17 protein-coding genes are annotated in these 16,474 nt (G+C 61.0%); 13 read left to right on the top strand and 4 right to left on the bottom strand.

The window, feature by feature from the left end; all coding sequences use genetic code 11:
- Positions 1 to 16 precede the first annotated feature (16 nt).
- Positions 17 to 1,021 carry a magnesium chelatase ATPase subunit I gene (gene bchI / locus E2L05_RS07985; RefSeq protein WP_133342390.1) on the bottom strand — a complete coding sequence of 335 codons (1,005 nt, stop codon included), beginning with the start codon at positions 1,019 to 1,021 and terminating at the stop codon, positions 17 to 19.
- A complete protein-coding gene (gene crtA, locus E2L05_RS07980; protein WP_279512631.1) occupies positions 1,018 to 1,683 on the bottom strand; it encodes a spheroidene monooxygenase in 666 nt (221 codons plus the stop codon). Before crtA ends, bchI begins: the two co-directional genes overlap by 4 nt.
- A 181-nt stretch (positions 1,684 to 1,864) precedes the next feature.
- On the opposite strand from crtA, the gene E2L05_RS07975 reads away from it, so the two are divergent.
- Genes E2L05_RS07975 through tspO form a run of 3 tightly spaced genes read left to right on the top strand, consistent with a single transcriptional unit; the run spans position 1,865 to position 5,000 of the window.
- Positions 1,865 to 3,415, top strand: coding sequence for a phytoene desaturase (locus tag E2L05_RS07975; RefSeq protein WP_133342389.1), 1,551 nt, complete (start codon positions 1,865 to 1,867; stop codon positions 3,413 to 3,415).
- On the top strand, positions 3,412 to 4,530 hold the full coding sequence (gene crtB, locus E2L05_RS07970; RefSeq protein ID WP_133342388.1) for a 15-cis-phytoene synthase: 1,119 nt from the start codon (positions 3,412 to 3,414) through the stop codon (positions 4,528 to 4,530). The genes E2L05_RS07975 and crtB overlap by 4 nt, the downstream gene beginning before the upstream one ends.
- Positions 4,527 to 5,000 (top strand): tryptophan-rich sensory protein TspO, encoded by a 474-nt coding sequence (tspO, locus tag E2L05_RS07965; protein ID WP_133342387.1) that lies wholly within the window; start codon positions 4,527 to 4,529, stop codon positions 4,998 to 5,000. Before crtB ends, tspO begins: the two co-directional genes overlap by 4 nt.
- Here tspO and crtC read toward each other — a convergent pair.
- Positions 4,997 to 5,875 (bottom strand): carotenoid 1,2-hydratase, encoded by an 879-nt coding sequence (gene crtC / locus E2L05_RS07960; protein WP_279512630.1) that lies wholly within the window; start codon positions 5,873 to 5,875, stop codon positions 4,997 to 4,999. The genes tspO and crtC overlap by 4 nt on opposite strands.
- On the bottom strand, positions 5,872 to 7,425 hold the full coding sequence (crtD, locus tag E2L05_RS07955; protein WP_133342385.1) for a 1-hydroxycarotenoid 3,4-desaturase CrtD: 1,554 nt from the start codon (positions 7,423 to 7,425) through the stop codon (positions 5,872 to 5,874). Before crtD ends, crtC begins: the two co-directional genes overlap by 4 nt.
- 99 nt (positions 7,426 to 7,524) lie before the next feature.
- Between crtD and E2L05_RS07950 the strand changes: the two genes are divergently transcribed.
- From E2L05_RS07950 to pufL, 10 genes are all read left to right on the top strand, one after another.
- Complete coding sequence (locus tag E2L05_RS07950) at positions 7,525 to 8,397, top strand: polyprenyl synthetase family protein (RefSeq protein ID WP_133342384.1); 873 nt, start codon at positions 7,525 to 7,527, stop codon at positions 8,395 to 8,397.
- Positions 8,398 to 8,400: 3 nt separating this feature from the next.
- Positions 8,401 to 9,585, top strand: coding sequence for a methyltransferase (locus tag E2L05_RS07945; RefSeq protein ID WP_133342383.1), 1,185 nt, complete (start codon positions 8,401 to 8,403; stop codon positions 9,583 to 9,585).
- A 103-nt stretch (positions 9,586 to 9,688) separates the two neighbouring features.
- On the top strand, positions 9,689 to 10,630 hold the full coding sequence (gene bchC, locus E2L05_RS07940; RefSeq protein WP_133342382.1) for a chlorophyll synthesis pathway protein BchC: 942 nt from the start codon (positions 9,689 to 9,691) through the stop codon (positions 10,628 to 10,630).
- Complete coding sequence (locus E2L05_RS07935; RefSeq protein ID WP_133342381.1) at positions 10,627 to 11,634, top strand: chlorophyllide a reductase iron protein subunit X; 1,008 nt, start codon at positions 10,627 to 10,629, stop codon at positions 11,632 to 11,634. Before bchC ends, E2L05_RS07935 begins: the two co-directional genes overlap by 4 nt.
- 99 nt (positions 11,635 to 11,733) lie before the next feature.
- Positions 11,734 to 13,311: a chlorophyllide a reductase subunit Y gene (gene bchY, locus E2L05_RS07930; protein WP_133342380.1), complete on the top strand. Its 1,578-nt coding sequence runs from the start codon at positions 11,734 to 11,736 to the stop codon at positions 13,309 to 13,311.
- A gap of 46 nt (positions 13,312 to 13,357) precedes the next feature.
- A complete protein-coding gene (gene bchZ / locus E2L05_RS07925; RefSeq protein WP_133342379.1) occupies positions 13,358 to 14,848 on the top strand; it encodes a chlorophyllide a reductase subunit Z in 1,491 nt (496 codons plus the stop codon).
- The gene (gene pufQ / locus E2L05_RS07920; protein ID WP_133342378.1) at positions 14,845 to 15,066 is read left to right on the top strand and encodes a cytochrome PufQ; all 222 of its coding nucleotides are present in this window, start codon (positions 14,845 to 14,847) and stop codon (positions 15,064 to 15,066) included. Before bchZ ends, pufQ begins: the two co-directional genes overlap by 4 nt.
- 120 nt (positions 15,067 to 15,186) lie before the next feature.
- Positions 15,187 to 15,336 (top strand): light-harvesting antenna LH1, beta subunit, encoded by a 150-nt coding sequence (pufB, locus tag E2L05_RS07915; protein WP_109811280.1) that lies wholly within the window; start codon positions 15,187 to 15,189, stop codon positions 15,334 to 15,336.
- Between the two features lie 14 nt (positions 15,337 to 15,350).
- Entirely contained in the window at positions 15,351 to 15,518 is a 168-nt protein-coding gene (pufA, locus tag E2L05_RS07910; RefSeq protein WP_133342377.1) for a light-harvesting antenna LH1, alpha subunit, read from the top strand.
- Between the two features lie 114 nt (positions 15,519 to 15,632).
- On the top strand, positions 15,633 to 16,472 hold the full coding sequence (pufL, locus tag E2L05_RS07905; protein WP_133342376.1) for a photosynthetic reaction center subunit L: 840 nt from the start codon (positions 15,633 to 15,635) through the stop codon (positions 16,470 to 16,472).
- The last annotated feature ends 2 nt before the right edge of the window (positions 16,473 to 16,474 follow it).

The raw sequence follows: 16,474 nt of genomic DNA, 5'->3' as shown, positions 1-16,474 counted from the left end.
GGAGGTGGCTCAGGGGTCATGCCAGAACGTCGTCCACGACCCGCCCGACACGCACGGCACTTCCTGCCTCGTCCAGCGGATCGCGGCGCAGGCGGTGGCTCAGGGCCATCGCTGCCACGGCTCGCAAATGGTCGCGTGTGAGAGCAGGCGCCGCGTCAAAGGCGGCCAATGCACGTGCGGTGCGCAAAAGCGTCAGCTCGCCCCGCAGCCCGTCAGACCCCAGCGCCACACATAGCTCTGCGCAATCGCGCAAGATGTTCTCAGTCGTTTCGATCTCGGGCAGGGCTGCGCGGGCCGATACGATACGGTCGCGCAAGGCATCATTTTGCGGCCCATATTCTGCCATGATTGTTTCGGGCGCGCGGTCAAACGCATCCCGGCGGCGGATCACTTCGATGCGCTGTTCGATATCGGTCGGAGAGCGCACATCAACCGAAAGGCCAAAGCGATCAAGAAGTTGTGGGCGCAGCTCACCTTCCTCCGGGTTGCCGGAGCCGACGAGCACGAAGCGTGCGGCATGGCGGATCGAGAGCCCTTCGCGTTCTACCACGTTCAGCCCGGATTGAGCCACGTCAAGCAACAGATCGACGATGTGATCTTCCAGCAGGTTGGCTTCGTCGATATACAAATAGCCCCGGTTGGCGCGGGCCAGCAGGCCCGGTTCAAACGCTTTTTCGCCGCGGCTGAGGGCGCGTTCAATGTCGAGGCTGCCGGTCACCCGATCTTCGGTTGCGCCGAGCGGCAGATCCACCACTGGAGTTGGGCGGCTGATAATCCGTTCGTCTTTGATGCCTGCCCAATCAGGGCAATCGCCGATCCGTGCAGAGTTCACCGGGCACCCTTCGACTGCGTCGATGGGGGGCAAAAGTGCGGCGAGCGCGCGAACGGCTGTGGATTTTCCGGTCCCACGATCACCGAACACCAACACGCCGCCGATACCAGGATCAATGGCCGTGAGGATCAGGGCAGTTTTCATGTCATCCTGGCCGACGATTGCCGTGAACGGAAAGGGAGAGGTCATGCAGCGTCTTTCTTGGCAGTCAGTGGATCGCCTCCGCCCCAGCTTCCGCAGGTGCCTTGGACGCGAAAGCGGGCGTAAAGTTCTTCCGAGAACCAATTCCCGTCGCGCACAGCGCTGATCGCGCGGGCATGCGGGCCATTGCTGCGCGCGAACGCGGCCATGCTGTCGGCATCGGGCCAGATCGAAAACGTCACCTGATGAAGCAATGGCACTTCGCCGATCCCGATCTTGAACAATACGTTTGGATCACGCCCGATCATCGCGCTGATCTTTGGCACGCGTTTCCAGAATTGGGCGGCTTTTCGCGGCCTGACCGTGGCACGTGTCAGGGCGGCCAAGGGGCCTTGGCCTGCGTCGCTTGTGGCTGTGAAGGGCGTTTGACCGGCCCACGCGCCCCGCACACTCGTCGGCGATAGATAAAGGTGCCAGCTTTCGAAAGCCTTGGCGGTGTAGCGAGAAAAAGGCCCACTTTTCTGTGTCCGCTCCTGTGCCACATCAAGGTCAGGCCAAGCCGCGAGGATCGCATAGACGGCCGTGTTGGGCAGCGGTGTGAACCCTTCACCAGTGCCGGACCCGCACAGCTTCCAGAACTCAATGTCAGGAACACGGGCAAAGCCACGCCGCGCCAAACCCATCTGGGCGAACGCCCACGCCCGGCGCATTGGTCCGTCAAAGCGAAACAGGCTGAGGCTGACGGTCTGGATGGCGCGACTCCCGAATGAATGTGTCAACTAACTGTGACACGCGCAACGGCGCTTGAAAAGCATTTCTCGCCAGAACCTAGCTTAAAGCGCTGCGCAATCCTTTATTGTAAACATAAGTGGACAGTCGTACTGTCGGTGTATGATGACAAGACTGGATCAGAATCTTACGCAGCAGACGGCGCACATGGCCGCCCCTCATGCTGTGGTTGTCGGGGCCGGTCTGGGCGGTCTCGCATCTGCCATGCGGCTTGGTGCCAAAGGGTATCGTGTTACGGTCATTGACCGCCTCGATATGCCCGGCGGGCGGGGCAGCGCACTTTATCGAGAGGGTCATCGCTTTGATCTCGGGCCCACTATCGTCACGGTCCCGCAGACCTTGCGCGAGTTATGGTCGGCCTGCGGGCGGGACTTCGATGCAGATGTCGATTTGCGCGCGCTTGATCCATTCTATGAAATACGTTGGGACGATGGGTCCACTTTTCGCGCTACGGGCGACACTGGCGCCATGCGGGCGGAAGTTGCGCGCTTGTCGCCATCGGATTTGCCCGGTTACGACAAGTTCCTGAAAGACAGCGAAGCGCGGTATGCCTTCGGTTTCGAAGATCTTGGTCGCCGGTCGATGCACAAATTCACCGACCTTCTCAAGGTTTTGCCGACTTTTGCGATGATGCGCGCCGACCGATCCGTCTATGCTCATGCATGCAAGCGCGTACGGGATGACAGGTTGCGCATGGCGTTGTCGTTTCATCCTTTGTTCATTGGCGGCGACCCGTTGCATGTGACGTCAATGTATATCCTTGTCAGTTACCTCGAAAAGGAATTCGGCGTCCATTACGCCATGGGCGGTGTTGCCGCGATAGCCCGCGCCATGGCTGACGTGGTCGAGGGGCAGGGCGGCACTGTGCAACTTGATACCGAGGTTGACGAGATCCTCATCAAGGACGGGACCGCGCGCGGTGTTAAGCTGCAAAATGGTGCAATTATTGCTGCCGATATCGTGGTGTCCAACGCCGACGCAGGGCATACCTATGACCGTCTGCTGCGCAATGCCCCCCGCCGCCGTTGGACGACGCCGCGGCTCAAACGCACGCGTTGGTCCATGGGCCTGTATGTCTGGTATTTCGGCACAAAGGGCACCCGCGATATGTGGGGCGATGTCGGGCACCATACGATCTTGAATGCGCCGCGTTACATGGGCCTGTTGCAAGACATTTTCATGAAGGGCCGCCTGTCGGACGACATGAGCCTTTATATCCACCGGCCCAGCGTGACCGATCCGACTGTCGCACCTGACGGCGATGACACCTTTTATGTGCTCAGCCCCGTCCCGCATCTGGGTCATGAAAACGGGGTCGATTGGGCGCAGGAGGAAGAGCCTTACCGCGAAAAGATGCTCGCCATTCTTGAGGCGCAGTGCCTGCCGGGCCTTTCAGGCCGGATCACTGTGCAAGAGACCTTTACGCCAGACACGTTCCGCGACCGATATCTGTCACCGCTTGGGACCGGCTTTTCCATTGAGCCGCGCATCCTGCAAAGTGCCTGGTTCCGGCCGCACAATATCAGCGAAGAAGCAAAGGGGTTGTATCTTGTCGGCGCTGGCACCCATCCCGGCGCAGGCTTGCCGGGTGTGATTTCAAGCGCCGAAGTGCTGGGTAAACTGGTTCCCGATGCCGCGACGGTGACCTCATGAGTGTTGCGCCCGATCCACGCGGGGTGCCGCTTGCTGCGCCGCAAGCCCCGGCGAGCCGTGGCCGCAGTGGCATTGCGCCTGCTGATCTGGACCATTGCACACAGGCTATTCGCCACGGGTCGCGATCTTTCTACGCTGCGTCGCTGGTTATGCCGCCTCGGGTTCGCGATCCGGCGCTGGCGCTATATGCGTTCTGCCGTCTGGCGGACGATGCGGTGGATTTGCAGGCGGAAAAGGCGGCGGCCGTCCTGTCCCTGCGCGACCGCCTTGATCTGGTTTATGCAGGCACCCCGCGTAACACGGCACCCGACCGGGCTTTCGCAGCCATGGTCGACGCCCACGAGATGCCCCGCGCGCTGCCGGAAGCCTTGCTTGAGGGGCTGGCATGGGACGCGATGGAACGCCGCTATGCCAGTCTGTCTGACCTTCGCGCCTATTCGGCACGAGTGGCCTCGGCGGTGGGGGCTATGATGTGCGTGCTCATGGGCGTGCGCGACCGGCATGCGCTGGCGCGAGCCTGTGATCTTGGCGTGGCGATGCAGCTGACCAATATCGCCCGCGATGTGGGAGAGGATGCGCGCGAGGGGCGGCTTTACCTGCCTACTGACTGGCTGGCCAAGGCCGGGATCGAACCGGCTGCGTTTCTCGCAAGTCCGGCGCCAACCCCGCAGATCCGTGCGTTGACGGCCCGGTTGTTGCGCGAGGCCGACATGCTTTATGCGCGGTCCGAGGCCGGGGTTGCCGCGCTTCCGCTGTCGTGCCGTCTTGGCATTTTTGCGGCGCGCTATATCTATGCGGGTATCAGCGGGCAATTGCGCCGGAACGGGCATGACAGCATTTCGGTGCGGGCACATACCGGCACAGCACGCAAACTTGGGTGGCTGGGTCTGTCGATGGGGCGCGCGGCGGGTACGCTGATCATGCCCCGCTCGCCCATGCTTTATGCCCGGCCGCTGGCCGAGGTTGCGTTTCTGGTCGACGCGGCTGGCACGCAGGCTGCACGTGGTACTGGCCGCGCCGACGCGCTGGTTTCGCTCTTTGCGCAGCTTGAGCAACGCGACCGGCGGCGAACAGGGTTGAACGCTGCGCCGCCCTGCGCTAGCCCCTCAAGATGATCTATATCCTTTTCATTGTCTTTCTTGCCGCGTGCGTTGCTGCCGGATCAACCGGGGCATTGTTTCCACCGGGTGAGTGGTACGCCAAACTGGCTAAGCCGCGCTGGACCCCGCCCGATTGGGTATTTCCAGTGGCCTGGACCACACTCTATCTGTGTATTGCTGCTGCGGGAGCGCGCGTCGCGATGTTGCCGGGTGCCGGATTGGCGATGGCATTCTGGGCGCTGCAAGTTGCCCTTAACGGTCTATGGACGCCGGTTTTCTTCGGCCTGCGCCGGATCCGCCTTGCGATGATCGTTGTCGGTTTGCTGTGGGTGGTGGTCGCCTTCACCATGGTGCTGCTCTTTTTGCAGGACACCGTGGCGGGGTTGCTTTTTGCGCCATACCTTCTTTGGGTAACAATCGCCTCGGCGCTGAACTTCTCAGTGATGCGGCTTAATCCCGAAGTTGCCGCCAAGCCGGATAGCTAGTCGGCGAAACGCCAGCGCGGTCGGCGCGGCACTCGGACTGCCAGCATTGGCTTCAACAAAGGGCTGCAAAAGCGGCGCAGATCAAGTGCCTCGTGCACACCGGTCGTCTGCTCGCCATCAATCTGGGTCCGAACCATTGATCTGCTGTAAAACGGGGCCTCCAACATTGGGCTGACCTGTCGGGGTTTGTGGCCAGCATCAGCACGGGTTTCGCGTTTTACGGCCCAAAGGCTTCGGCGCATCGGCGTCAAGGTCGGTGGATCGCGCATCACCTGCGCACCGCCTGCGTCATCGAAGCGGATTGCCGCGGCGAGTGTGGTGCCGTCCAGTCGTGATGCGTCGTAAAAACAAGTGCTGCCTTGGCCAACCGGGTAGCGGCCCCAGGTCCAGAAGCTGAAATCATCTTCCAAGGCGCGCGTGCCGAAGTTCGCATCAAAATAGCCATGTCCGGACCAAGTCCAACCGGGCGCGTCCAGATCAACTTGGATATCCGACACCGGTGCGAAGGGGCGCCAGATATGCGCGCCGTCAGGAGTGAGGGGCAGTTCTACCGTCGTGACGGCGCGCGGCGTTAAAGTGATGGTTCCGCGCACCCGGCTGATTACCGGTGGGGCGGATATTTCGTCAATGTCAATGCGCAGGGCGTTGCCATCCCAGTGCAGAGAGCTGGGGCCGACGGTAAAGCTGTCTTCGGTCTGGCGCAGGGCGCTACGGCCCCGGTCGGTCATTGTGAAGCGCCCACCCGGCCCATAGGTGGCCACGTTGATGCAGACATGGTTGTCGGGATCGCGTCGGCCCGACCACCGATACCACGGCGAAAAGACCGAGCCGATGAACGCAATCACCGAAATCGCACGGGTTCCACAGTCGCTTATCCCGTCGACATACCACCAAGCGTAGCCGTTGGCCGGAACGTCGAGGTTGAAGCAAGGTCCGCCATGATCGCCTCGGCCGCGTGCCGCCCTGAGAGGGCAGCCATCGGAACCCCGGCCCCCGGATGCGTCCCGCCCCCGGCCAGATAAAGCCCCGGCATCATGCTGCGCGCCGTGGGTCGTTGAAACGCTGCCATCAGGCCATGCGGGCTCTGCCCGTAAAGGGATCCTTGCGAGCCCGGAAACAGACCCGCGAACCCCTTTGGTGTCGTCAGATTGTCTGGGTCGGGCGTCAAGCTCAGGCCGAACTTTTTCAGCGTCTCGAAGCTGCGTGTCGTGGGGCATGAGGTCGGCTCCTGTGAGGATGTGCCATTGCTGAGCGGCGGGGCGTTCGCGATCATTTCGAATCGTTCAAGGGTGGGGGGCGGGTTCGCCTGCCCGCGATCTTCGGCGCACAGATAGAGTGTCGGGTCGCGCGGTGTGCGCCCCGCCGCGATATCGTCGAATTCCGCCACGGGATCATTGCAGAAAAAAACGTTGTGATGGGCCAAAGGCAAACCGTCCGGCGTTGCGCAAAAGGCCCAGACATTGGCAGACAGGCTGCGTTCAGCGCGCGCCGTTTCTGGTGCGGCTGTGATGTTGGCGTCGCCTAACAGCCCAAGTGTGAGCGCGTGTGGGTCGCCATTGAACAGAACGGAACTGGCGCGCATCCGGGAGCCATCTTCAAAGCGTACCCCACTTGCACGCCCACCTGAAAATTCGATCTCCGCCACATGCGCGTTGTACGCAAAGCGAACCCCGAGCGAAGCCGCAAGATCGGCTACTGCCCGTGCCAAAGCGTGCATTCCGCCCTCGACGGTCCAGACGCCGGCGGCTTCGGCATGCCAAATCAGCGCAAGAACCGCCGGGGATTGGTAGGGCGAGCCGCCCACATAGGTCGCATATCGGCCGAAGAGTTGCGTAAGGCGCGGATCGGTGAATTGTTTGGCCAGACTGTGCGCCAATGATGAATTGGGGGCCAACATGGGGATCAGGGCAGGTTGGCCCATCACTTTGCGTGTCAGATTGGCAAGGCCCGGTTGGGCAGTCTGCATCATGGGGTCGTCAAACGCGTCGAACAGTTTTGCGGCCCGTCGTGAAAAGCGGCGAAAGGCGCGCTCCTGCTTGGCGCCGGCAAAAGCACGGACTGCCTGCGCGCTTGCCTCATGGTCCGCGTGCAGGTCCAGCGTGCTTCCGTCCGGCCACCAATGGCGCGCCAAAATATCTTGACGCCGCAAAGTGACATGATCGTCCAGCCGTGTTCCGGCAACTGCGAACAGGTCTTCAAAGATACGGCGGAGGGTCAGAACAGTCGGCCCTGCATCAACAGGACCAGCCGTACTTGGCAGGGTCCGCATCTTGCCGCCGGGGGTTGCCGCCCGCTCGACCACGGTGACCTGAAGTCCCGCCGCGGCAAGGCGCACCGCAGCCGCAAGACCGCCGATGCCCGCGCCAATCACAAGCGCAGGTGCCACGCCCCTGTTTGCCGAGGGCCGCGCGGTGATCTGGTTCATGGCGCACCTCCTGTCAGGAATTGTTGACTCGTTCGCAAGACATGTCCACAATAATTTACACACACTATGTAGTGAAAAACTGACACACTGGAGCTCGCCATGGATCTCGATACTCGGATCGACCGCGCCGTTAGCCGCGCAGTCGCGCTTGGGCGGGGCGGTGTCGCACCTGGGCGACTATCCTCGGCGCTGACCTATGCGTGCACACCTGGGGGCGCACGCATTCGCCCAACGATCCTTATGTCAGTCGCTATGGCGTGTGGGGATGATCAACCGGACGTCGCTGATGCGGCGGCGGCGTCACTTGAGTTGATCCACTGCGCCAGCCTCGTGCATGATGATTTGCCATGTTTCGACGATGCGGAAACGCGCCGCGGAAAGCCGTCTGTGCACCGCGCGTATTCCGAACCGCTCGCGGTTCTGGCCGGTGACAGCCTTATTATTCTCGCGTTCGAAGTGTTGGCGCGGGCGGGAGCCTATGACGCTGCTCGCGCGAATGCGCTGATTCTTACATTGGCGCAACGCACGGGCATGCCGGGTGGGATCTGCGCGGGGCAAGGGTGGGAAAGCGAGCCATCGGTTGATCTTGCGGCGTATCATCGATCAAAAACCGGCGCACTGTTCATTGCGGCAACGCGAATGGGCGCCATCGCTGCCGGACACGAAGACCCAGATGCTTGGGAAGATCTTGGCGCATGTATTGGCGAGGCCTTCCAGGTGGCGGATGATCTGCGCGATGCCCTTTATGATGCCGAAACGCTTGGGAAACCGGCAGGGCAGGACGCATTGCATGCCCGTCCAAGTGCGGTCGCCGAATATGGTGTCGATGGGGCGATCCGGCGGCTGAAGGACATTCTGGGCGGGGCTATTTCATCGATTCCCGCATGTCCGGGCGAAGCGGCGCTGGCGAAGATGGTGCGCATGCAGGCCGAGCGGTTAACCCCGGTAGCCCCCGCACACAGCCGGACGTAAGAAATGTCTGATGTCGCGGATCAACCAAACCGCGCCTCGTCGTCGCAGTCGCGCGGATCATTGCGTATCTTGAGTCCGGGTTGGTCGAACCGCTTGATTGCGCGGCCCGGCTTTCAGGCTTGGGTGGCGCGTGTCCCGCTGTTGCGCAGAATTGCCCGTGCCGAAGGACAGGAGCTTTTCGATCTCGTGTCTGGGTTTGTGCGGGCGCAGGTGTTGATGGCGCTGGTGGAGTTAGACATCCCTGCCCAGCTGCTGGATCGTCCGCGCAGCGTGCAAGACTTGGCGCTCGTCGCTGATATTCCCGCTGACCGGATGCAGATCCTGCTACAGGCCGGTGCCGCGCTTGGCCTACTCAAAGCTCGACGTGACGGCCAGTTCGGTCTCGCGCGTAAAGGGGCGGCCCTTCTGGGAGTGCCGGGACTGGCGGCGATGATCCGCCATCATGGTGTTTTTTACCGCGATCTTGCCGATCCAGTGGCGTTGCTGCGGGGCGAGACAGACACGGAACTTGCCAAGTTTTGGCCCTATGTCTTTGGCGCACACGGCGACGTGCCCGCCGAGACGACACGCATTTATTCCGATCTCATGGCCGATAGCCAAGGCCTCGTGGCGCAAGACACTTTGCGGCAAGTGCGCTTTGCAAATGTGCGTCATCTCCTTGATGTAGGGGGTGGCTCTGGCGCTTTTGTGTCGGCTGTGTGTCAAGCGCACCCCGCCTTGAAGGCGACAGTCTTTGATCTGCCTGCGGTCATGCCGCAAGCCGCAAACCGATTGGCCGCGACTGGCCTGAGTGGCCGAGTCGATCTGGCTGGTGGGTCATTTCGGGACGATTCGCTGCCAGCAGGCGCGGATATGATCTCTCTGGTGCGGGTTCTTTATGATCACTCGGACGAGACGGTTGCTGCCTTATTGGCCAAGGTTTTCTCGGCTCTGCCGCCCGGTGGGCGTTTGATAATTTCCGAACCTATGGCCGGCGGAGCGCGCCCGGAATCCTCGGGTGATGTCTATTTCGCCTTTTATACATTGGCGATGCGTACTGGCCGGGCTCGCTCTGCGGCGAGAATTGCGCAGATGTGTCAGGCGGCGGGGTTCGCTGCCGTCCGCTGTCCGCGTCCCGCGCGTCCCTATGTGACATCCGTCGTCGAGGCGACTCGCCCAAACGACATAGAACGCCGTCAAGGTGTCTAATTAAATTGACAGATCAAACTGTCAGTCTAAAGTGACATATGTAGGGGAGGGGCCTTAGGTGCTGACCAGCACTTGAACGCCCAAAGGACCGGGAGGACCAAAAATGCAAACAACTGCTGTCCTTCTGAACGGACCTCGCGACCTGAATCTGGCCGACATCACACTCACACCTCCGGCAGACGGCGATATCGTTGTCGACATTCGGTACACTGGAATTTCCACTGGCACTGAAAAGCTGTTTTGGTCTGGCCGGATGCCGCCGTTTCCGGGAATGGGCTATCCTCTTGTGCCGGGCTACGAAGCGACCGGCGAAGTGGTTGAGGCAACGCCAGGTTCTGGGTATCGCCCCGGCGATCAGGTCTTTGTCCCTGGCGCCAATTGCTATGAAGGGGCCTTTGGCCTTTTTGGAGCGGCGTCGCATCGGATTGTAACCTCAGCCGACCGCGTGACGCGGGTCGATTCGACGTTAGGGGCTGAAGGCGCGTTGTTGGCTCTTGCAGCAACTGCTCGCCATGCCATGGCGGGTCTCGACAAAGCGGTGCCGGACCTCATCGTTGGGCATGGCACGCTGGGCCGACTTTTGGCGCGACTGACCATCGCCTCTGGGGCGCCTGCGCCGACGGTCTGGGAAACAGATCCATCCAGGCGCTCAGGTGCAACGGATTATTTTGTCATTGATCCATCTGACGACACCCGCCGCGATTACCGGGCGATCTATGACGCATCCGGCAACGGGGCCCTGCTGAATGATCTTGTCGACCGCATCGTGAAGGGCGGCGAGATTGTCCTGGCAGGCTTCTACACGGACCCGCTGAGTTTCGCATTTCCGCCCGCCTTCATGAAGGAAGCCCGGTTTCGCATCGCCGCAGAGTGGACCCGTGATGACTTGGATGTGACCCGTGCGCTGATCGACGGGGGTGCTTTGTCGCTGTCTGGGTTGATCACGCACACCCGGCCCGCAGGGGAAGCGGCAAATGCCTATTCCACGGCCTTTACCGACCCGGCTTGCCTTAAAATGATCTTGGACTGGAGTTCCGCCGCATGAGCCTTGATGACATTCCCAATCTGAAGGATTTTGACGCGCGCTTGAAAAACGAGGCGGCTCAGGAACCGACCTTGGAAGTGCCGCAAAGCGAGCCGACCAAGCACACGCAGATCATTGCGATCTATGGAAAAGGCGGCATCGGCAAGTCATTCACTCTGGCCAATCTGTCTTGCATGATGGCAGAGCAGGGCAAGCGCGTCCTGCTCATTGGCTGCGATCCGAAATCCGACACCACATCCCTGTTGTTTGGCGGCAAGGCCTGCCCGACAATCATCGAGACTTCGACCCGCAAGAAGCTGGCCGGAGAAGAAGTCGCAATTGGTGATGTCTGCTTCAAGCGGAACGGTGTCTTCGCCATGGAACTTGGCGGCCCCGAAGTGGGTCGGGGATGTGGCGGGCGCGGCATCATCCACGGGTTTGAACTGCTGGAAAAGCTGGGCTTTCACGACTGGGACTTTGATTATGTACTGCTCGACTTTCTGGGCGACGTGGTGTGCGGTGGCTTTGGTCTGCCCATTGCACGGGACATGGCGCAAAAGGTCATTCTGGTCGCGTCAAACGATCTTCAATCACTGTATGTGGCGAACAACGTCTGCTCTGCGGTGCAATATTTCCGCAAGATGGGCGGCAATGTCGGTGTTGCCGGGCTTGTAATAAACAAGGATGATGGCACGGGCGAAGCCGCAGCCTTTGCGGAATCTGTCAATATCCCGGTGCTTGCGGCGATCCCGGCTGACGATGATTTGCGCAAGAAATCAGCCAACTATCAGATTGTGGGCACTGAAGCCGGGCAATGGGGGCCGCTGTTCGCAGAACTGGCGGACGCAGTGGCGCTTGCGCCACCGGGCCACCCGAACCCTCTGGACCAAGACGGCCTGCTTGCTCTTTTCGACAGCAAGGACACCGGCGGTGATGTCGTGCTCGTTCCTGCCACGGATAAGGACATGCGCGGCAAGAAAAGCGCCCCGCGCGAGAGCCTTGAAGTGGTGTACGACGATGTTTGATCTCGATGTTCTGTCCCGCTTTGACGATGCGTTGTCGCGCAAGGAAACATCTGGCCAAAGCCGGCCGCCCAGCAATTCGGGTGGTCAGGGTGCGCGGTCATGAATCACCAATCCCTTCATGATCTGGCAGCGCAGGCGCATGTCATCGATGATGCGGCAGAGCCTGTCGCAGAGGCGATGCCGGAAGGCACGCTGCGTCCGGATGGTGTTGGGTGCCACGCCCCCGGTGCGGCCATGGAAGCCAAAGCGCGCGGCGCGGGGATGTCGGAAATCCTTGACCAATACGCGGCCGACTATCCCAAGGGTCCCCATGATCAGCCGCAAAGCATGTGCCCTGCCTTTGGGTCCTTGCGTGTTGGGCTGCGGATGCGACGGGTCGGCACCATGCTGTCGGGCTCGGCCTGCTGCGTCTATGGCTTGACCTTTGTCAGCCATTTCTATGGCGCGCGTCGATCTGTCGGGTATGTGCCGTTCAATTCTGAAAGCCTGGTCACTGGCAAGTTGTTCGAAGACATCCGCGACGCGGTGCACGAAATGGCGGACCCTGACAGATATGACGCGATTGTTGTGACCAATCTTTGTGTGCCGACAGCGTCCGGCGTGCCGCTTCGGCTCCTGCCGACAGAGATCAACGGCGTTCGCATTGTGGGAATTGATGTTCCGGGATTTGGGGTGCCAACCCATGCCGAGGCAAAAGACATCCTTGCCGGTGCGATGTTGAATTACGCACGTGCCGAAGTGGAGGCAGGCCCGGTGCCGCGCCCCGAGGCGGGTACATCTGACAGGCCTGCTGTCGCGCTGCTTGGCGAAATGTTTCCCGCCGACCCTATGATGATCGGCGCGCTGCTTGCCCCCATGGGACTGGCCGCAGGGCCGGTCGTTCCGTGCCGCGAGTGGCGCGAGCTGTACGCTGCACTTGATTGTGGCGTCGCGGCAGCGATCCATCCTTTCTATACCGCGTCGGTGCGTGAATTTCAGGCGGCAGGACGTACAGTTGTCGGCTCCGCTCCGGTTGGCCGGGACGGTACGGCAGACTGGCTCGCGGCGATTGGCGCAGCATATGGTGTCGGCGCAGACCAGATAGCAGCGGCACAGAACGCGGCGATCCCGGCCATCGAGGCCGCGCTCGCCGCCACACCCGTGACCGGGCGTGTGACGCTCTCTGGCTATGAGGGGTCCGAGCTTCTGGTGGCACGTTTGCTGATCGAGAGCGGCGCCGATGTGCCCTATGTGGGCACGGCTTGTCCCAAGACGCCGTGGTCGCGCACGGATGCAGATTGGCTGGCGGCGCGCGGCGTCACGGTCAAGTTCCGCGCCAGTCTTGAAGATGATCTTGCAGCCATGGAAGCGGTGCAACCGGATCTCGCAATCGGGACCACACCAGTGGTTCAGAAGGCGAAGGAAATGGGACTCCCTGCACTTTATTTCACCAACCTCATTTCTGCCCGTCCGCTGATGGGCGTGGCGGGGGCTGGTAGCCTTCAGCAGGTCGTGAATGCGGCTATGGGCAACCGCGCCCGGATGGGCACCATGCGCAGCTTCTTCGACGGGGTGGGTGCAAAAGACACTGCCGGGGTCTGGGAGGGCGCGCCAAATCTTCGGCCTGATTTCCGCGACGCCCATCAAAAGAAACTCGACAAGCAGGCACGCGCCGCCAAAGCGCAGGAAATGATATGATGGTCGCAGGCAAAAAACTGACCAATTTTCTGGTCCGGGGCTGCGCATGCTGATCCAGGATCATGATCGCGCGGGCGGCTATTGGGGCGCGGTATACGCGTTCACCGCCGTCAAGGGGTTGCAGGTGGTCATCGACGGGCCAGTGGGCTGCGAGAACCTGCCGGTCACGTCGGTTCTGCATTACACAGACGGGTTGCCGCCGCACGAATTGCCCATAGTGGTCACGGGATTGGGCGAAGGCGAAATGGGGGCGGGCACCGAGGACGCCATGAAGCGCGCCTGGCAAACGCTTGACCCGGCACTTCCCGCGGTTGTCGTTACAGGGTCCATCGCAGAGATGATCGGCGGCGGTGTCACACCGCAGGGTACCAACATCCAGCGGTTTCTGCCCCGCACCATTGACGAAGATCAGTGGCAGTCGGCGGACCGGGCGATGACGTGGATTTTCACTGAGTTCGGGATGACCAAGGGCCGGATGCCCAAAGAAACAAAGCGCCCAGAGGGGGCCGCACCGCGCGTCAATATCTTGGGTCCGATGTATGGCGCGTTCAACATGCCATCCGATCTGGCCGAAATTCGCCGCCTTGTCGAAGGCATTGGCGCCGAGGTCAACATGGTCATGCCGCTGGGCAGCCATCTTGCCGAGATGCGCAATCTTGTGAATGCGGATGTGAACATCTGTATTTACCGCGAGTTTGGCCGGGGTCTGGCCGAGATCCTCAGCAAGCCGTATCTTCAAGCCCCCATAGGGGTCGAAAGCACGACGCTGTTCTTGCGCAAGCTTGGCGACCTGTTGGGTCTGGATCCAGAACCGTTCATCGAACGCGAAAAGCACTCCACCCTGAAGCCTGTCTGGGATTTGTGGCGGTCGGTCACGCAGGATTTCTTTGCCACGGCCAGTTTCGCCATCGTCGCCAACGAAACCTATACGCGCGGCATCCGTCACTATCTGGAAAGCGACTTGGGATTTCCCTGCGCCCTTGCAGTCCCACGCTGCGCAGGTGCCAAGACCAACAATGTTGAAGTGCGCGAGATGCTGCACAGCAAGCGTCCGCTCGTGGTGATGGGGTCGATCAACGAAAAGATGTACATGGCCGAAATGGCCTCGGGCCACGGCCCGCAGCCCGTGTTCATACCGGCCTCGTTCCCTGGTGCCGCGATCCGCCGGGCAACGGGCACGCCGTTCATGGGCTATGCCGGGGCGACCTATCTGCTTCAGGAAGTCTGTAACGCGTTGTTCGATGCACTGTTCCACATTTTGCCGCTTGGCAGCGAAATGGATGCGGCAAGCGCGACACCGACAAATTTGCGGCGTGATTTGCCCTGGGATGCCGATGCACAAGCCGCGCTTGACCGCATCGTGTCAGAGCATCCGGTGCTGACCCGAATTTCTGCCGCAAAAACACTGCGCGACGCCGCCGAGACTGCCGCGCTTGAAAATGGACAAACGCGCGTGGCGTTAGAGACGGTTGAGGCCTTGTCGCCCGCCGATCGCCGCGCCCCACAAATCACCCCGAACGGAGGATCCCGGCAATGACCGACTTCACGTCCAGCGAAACACACACCCGTCGCCCCATGCGGCGCGGAGCAGAGTTTCATCTTTATTTCGCGTTGATCTTCGTTCTCGCCCTACCGTTTTCAACCGGTGGCTGGGTGCTTGACGTGATCGCCCGGCGCACGCTGAACCTGCATGGGCCGCTCGCGCGGGCCTGGGCCGAAGCGGACCGGATCACGCCCCTAATTTTCTCGGCTTGAACCCCGAGAATACGAACTGCCTGCCCGGATACGGGCAGACAGAGCCCGGAGGGGACTTGCGCCCCAAAGGACCCCAGCCGCAGGGGTTGCGGCTTCAGCAAAACGATCCGGAGGAAAGTTATGGCTGACGATACCGACCTGTCATTCACAGGTCTCACCGACGAACAGGCGCAGGAACTGCACTCTGTCTACATGAGCGGGCTCTGGCTGTTTTCGGCCGTTGCCGGCGTTGCTCATCTGGCAGTGCTGATCTGGCGTCCGTGGTTCTGAGAGAGGATTGAACAATGGCTAAATTCTACAAGGTCTGGCTGATCTTCGATCCGCGTCGCGTCTTCGTGGCACAGGGCGTGTTCCTGTTCCTGCTCGCGGCGATGATCCACCTCGTCCTGCTGTCCACGGACAGCTACAACTGGTTTGAAATCGCCGCTGCTAAGTATGAGCGCGTCGAATAACGACTGGTCCTCGCCGTGGGCGGGCGATCCTGTCGTCCGCCCCCGGCAAACCAATTTTGAACAAGACGGCTGAGAATCCCACCAAGGGTCGGCCGCCAAACGCGGAGACAGAAGATGGCGTTGCTCAGCTTCGAGAGAAAGTATCGCGTCCGCGGAGGGACGCTGATCGGCGGCGATCTGTTTGATTTCTGGGTGGGGCCCTTTTACGTGGGCTTCTTCGGGGTCACAGCAGCCTTTTTCGCCTTGCTTGGAACCGTCCTGATTTTTTGGGGCGCATCACAACAAGGGACCTTTAATCCCTGGCTCATCAACATCGCACCGCCTGACCTGAGTTATGGACTTGGGATTGCGCCGCTGCTGGATGGGGGCCTTTGGCAAATTATCACGATCTGCGCCTTGGGCGCGTTCATCAGTTGGGCCCTGCGCGAGGTAGAGATCTGCCGAAAGCTGGGGATGGGTTACCATGTCCCTGTCGCCTTCAGCTTTGCGATCTTCGCCTATGCAACGCTAGTGGTCTTCCGCCCGCTCTTGATGGGCGCTTGGGGACACGGCTTTCCCTATGGCATCTTCAGTCATCTCGATTGGGTCAGCAACACAGGCTATGCCTATCTGCACTTCCATTACAATCCGGCCCACATGCTTGCGGTGACGTTCTTCTTCACCACAACGCTCGCATTGGCACTGCACGGGGCCTTGATCCTGTCCGCTGCCAACCCTGAAAAGGGCGAAGAGGCCAAAACACCCGACCACGAAGACACGTTCTTTCGCGATTTCATCGGGTATTCGATCGGAACTTTAGGCATCCACCGCGTCGGTTTGCTGCTCGCGCTGAATGCCGGGTTCTGGTCCGCAGTGTGCATCATTATTTCTGGCCCGGTCTGGACCAAGGGCTGGCCGGAATGGTGGAACTGGTGGCTCACGCTGCCGATCTGGCCCTCGCAAATAGGAATGTGACC

The organism is Meridianimarinicoccus aquatilis (assembly GCF_004358675.1).
Lineage (GTDB): Bacteria > Pseudomonadota > Alphaproteobacteria > Rhodobacterales > Rhodobacteraceae > Meridianimarinicoccus > Meridianimarinicoccus aquatilis.
The sequence above is the reverse complement of the archived record's forward strand: the minus strand, read 5'-3'. Positions and strand labels throughout refer to the sequence as shown.